Annotated in this window: 5 protein-coding genes; 1 reads left to right on the forward strand and 4 read right to left on the reverse strand. The window is 56.9% G+C overall.

The annotated features are described in order from the left end of the window. Positions 1-63: 63 nt before the first annotated feature. A complete protein-coding gene (locus V2I08_RS20180) occupies positions 64-423 on the reverse strand; it encodes a TonB-dependent receptor plug domain-containing protein (protein WP_349636541.1) in 360 nt (119 codons plus the stop codon). Between the two features lie 653 nt (positions 424-1,076). On the opposite strand from V2I08_RS20180, the gene V2I08_RS20185 reads away from it, so the two are divergent. Then, positions 1,077-2,282 (forward strand): phage integrase central domain-containing protein, encoded by a 1,206-nt coding sequence (locus tag V2I08_RS20185; RefSeq protein ID WP_349636545.1) that lies wholly within the window; start codon positions 1,077-1,079, stop codon positions 2,280-2,282. Here V2I08_RS20185 and V2I08_RS20190 read toward each other — a convergent pair. From V2I08_RS20190 to V2I08_RS20200, 3 genes are all read right to left on the reverse strand, one after another. Next, a complete protein-coding gene (locus V2I08_RS20190; RefSeq protein WP_349636542.1) occupies positions 2,260-2,451 on the reverse strand; it encodes a helix-turn-helix domain-containing protein in 192 nt (63 codons plus the stop codon). The genes V2I08_RS20185 and V2I08_RS20190 overlap by 23 nt on opposite strands. After that, positions 2,448-2,663, reverse strand: a complete 216-nt coding sequence (locus V2I08_RS20195) for an AlpA family transcriptional regulator (RefSeq protein WP_349636543.1) — start codon at positions 2,661-2,663, stop codon at positions 2,448-2,450. The genes V2I08_RS20190 and V2I08_RS20195 overlap by 4 nt, the downstream gene beginning before the upstream one ends. Before the next feature lie 351 nt (positions 2,664-3,014). Continuing rightward, on the reverse strand, positions 3,015-3,305 hold a 291-nt coding region (locus V2I08_RS20200), incomplete at its 5' end, for a transposase domain-containing protein (RefSeq protein WP_349636544.1).

A 3,305-nucleotide genomic window follows, 5' to 3' on the forward strand; every position in this document is an offset into this window, starting at 1 on the left:
TGGTAACACTCGCGCCGGTGCATGCATCTCATTGAATCACAATGCCTTTTCCAAAAGCACTGTTCAAGTTGGGCTTGGATTGAAAACCCCGGTGCCAATGCCCCGAAGACGTCCGCCGCCATTGGATTCGCCACCAAAGGCCTGGTTGATTTCCAGTGCCGGTGTGGTTCGGGCAAGATCGGTCAGATTATAGACTTGGTCGCGCTCCAGTTGAGCAGCACCGACGATGGATACGGCGAGCGGCACATCGACGATATTTTCCTGACGCTTGCGAGCCGTTACCAGAATATCAGCGGCGTTATAATCGCGCGAACTCGCCGATGTTTCATCAGCTATTTGCGCCTGCGTTACGCCAGAACTTCCAAAAAGCGCCATCGCCAGCGCCCATGTGGACACATGGCGCAAGGAATTATCACCGATCATGTATACCTCTCCCTCGTCGCGTAGCGATGATCCTGCGCCTGATTGGCGCGGTCGTCGCTTACATCTGATATACTAGCCAGGTGATCCTTTTTGTAAATCCAAAGACCGCGACGGCGGGAAAGACTGTCCTGTATCAGGATTAATCCGCCTCTTTATTCAGGAAATATGATCAATGTAAACAATGAGCTAGGCGTGCTATATTACCGGCATTGTTGTTTGTAATTTATTGTGTCCGGCCGTTTTGCCTTTTTCCGGCTTAACCTGAAAACCCCTTTCGGACGGAATTGTCGCGCATTGCCCAACGCACTCTGCCTGTCCCTGAACGGCAAGTTTGAATTGAAAATTGAGGGCTATTCCCGCTCACTCATCAATAGAAGAGAACAGAGTATCGGCACAACCGAACAGCTTGAGCGGACGGTAAAAATGGTAGCGGAGGAGTCGCTAAAAGTATCGTGTCAGGCGGGTTCATGGCGTCCGTAAGCACATTGTAACATCGGTGATTTTTGTTGTAGCCTGTTCGCGGTCGGTCGCCCTGATTTGTCTGAACCCGCATCAAAATGTGGGAACAACAGTGGGATCATTTTTTGCTACGAAATGTGGGACCAGTTTGTGGGAACACAGGCGGAAAATTCCCTAACAGGGAACCGAACCTGATGGCACTAACAACTTTGAAAGTTAAGAACGCGAAACCCGGTCGCCATACCGATAGTCGTGGCCTTTGCCTGCTCGTGAAGGACAGCGGGGCGCGGACATGGGTTCTGCGAATGCAGAGACACGGCCAACGCCGGGACTATGGGCTGGGATCAGCGTTGGACGTATCGCTAGCCGAGGCGCGCGAAGCAGCAGCAGCACTCCGACGCCGAGTCCGCGAAGGCTTTGATCCAGTCGCCGAGCGGCGGAAGGCGCGAAAGATCGTGCCCAATTTCGAAGCCGCGACTCGGACTTGCCACGAGACGTTACGCGAAGGCTGGAATGGCGGGCACCATGCGAAGTGGCTTGCTAGCTTCGAAAAGCATCTGTTCCCGAAGATCGGTAAGAAGCCGGTAGATCAAGTAGATAGCGCCTGCGTGGTCGAGGCGCTCGCGCCGATCTGGCTCGAAATTCCGGAAACTGCCCGCCGCATTTTGCAGCGCATAAGCGTTGTTTTGGATTTTGCGCACGTCAATGGCTGGGTGCCGGGGGAAGTGTCGCTGCGTTCCGTTCGCAAAGGACTTCCGCGCCAGAACGACAAGCGCGGCCATATGGAGGCCATGCCCTATGCCGGTGTTCCAGCGCTTATGCAGAAGCTGGCGGTGGCAGCGCCGACAACGGGCCGGGACGCGCTGCGCTTTACCATCTACAATGCCGTGCGCTCCAACGAGACGCGCTTTGCCGTCTGGACAGAGTTTGACTTGGACAAGGGCATTTGGACCATTCCAGGCGAACGGATGAAGGCACGGGAAACCCATATCGTGCCATTGTCCGCGCCCGCTGTAGCGTTGCTACGCAAACGGTGGAACGAGCGCACCAGCGACACCGGCCTTGTGTTCTCGCTAAACGGCGCAAAGCCGATCAGCGATGTGACCATGACCAAGCTGTTACGAGATGACGGGATCGCTGGGATAACAGTCCACGGCTTCCGATCTTCGTTCACCGATTGGGTGGCCGAACGGACCCGTTTCCCCAAGGAGGTTGCCGATAAGGCGCTCGCGCACAAGTTGCCGAACAAAGTCGAAGCCGCCTATAGGCGCACCGACTTTTTCGAGAAGCGCCGACATCTCATGGCGCGTTGGGCCGATTATCTGGACAAAGAGCCAACAAAGAGAGACGGGGACACGGCTGCAGAGTCCCCGCCGTCTACGCGCCGCGCTGCCGCCTGACCAGATCATGCAGGCTGGCGGTTGTGATGCGGGTAGCCTTGCCGAGCTTCACGGTTTCGACTTGGCCAGCCGCGATCAGTTCATAAAGCTTGGTGCGGCCGACGCCGATCATGCGGGCTGCATCATTGACGCGGACGCATATCGGTTCGGGTGGCAGTTGCGCGGTCATTGGACATGGCTTCCGGCTTGACCCTCGCGATAGCTGACAGGATCGGCGATCCAGCGGTTCACGGAGGACTCGCGCCAGCCAGCGCCATGAACGCTGATCCGGATTTGAGCGGGAAATGTCCCGTCCGCGATCTTGCGATAAAGGGTGGAGCGGGAAAGCCCTGTGCGGGCAAGGACGGTTTTCAAGCGAATGATACGATCACTATTGTTCATGGGGCAGTCTCTTCAAATCAGGATGTTGCACGCGCCCCCGGCCACGAGCATTGGATGCCTTGCCGTCCCGGACAAGAGTGTACCGGGCGTGCTGGCAGCTACGCTTTCATGGATCGGTGAACGCTGGCGGCAATTGGCGGTCAGCGGCGGAAGACGGCGGAATTTGGCGTAGGCTTCTCACTGATAGCGATCAGCGAAGATTTTTTCCCAGCCTGTACCAAAGTTTCATGCCAAGCCTTCGCATCCGCCCCATTTCAGGGGACAGCCAGCAGGCGTTAGGTCGAGTCGTTCATTGGAGGCTCCTTTGAAAGGACCACCGTCGAAAGGTAAGCGTGGCCTGAGGACCGCGGTTCAGGCGGCTTCGGCGAAGCCCTGATTATCTGGCTGCCAGTTCCACGGCATGAGTTTATCCCATTTAGCAGCGGGCCAGTTGCCAGCGATCTTGGCGATGACGTCGGCGATGTAGGCCTGCGGTTCGAGGCCATTGAGCTTGGCGGTCTCGATGACCGAATAGATGGCAGCGGCCCGATCGCCGCCTGCCTTTGATCCTGCGAACAGCCAGTTTTTGCGGCCCAGGGCCACGCAGCGCATGGCGCGTTCGGCTATGTTGTTATCGATCTCCAGCCGACCATCGTCGAGGAA

Origin of the sequence: Sphingobium sp. MK2 (genome assembly GCF_040170545.1) — a bacterium.
Taxonomy (GTDB): Bacteria; Pseudomonadota; Alphaproteobacteria; order Sphingomonadales; family Sphingomonadaceae; genus Sphingobium.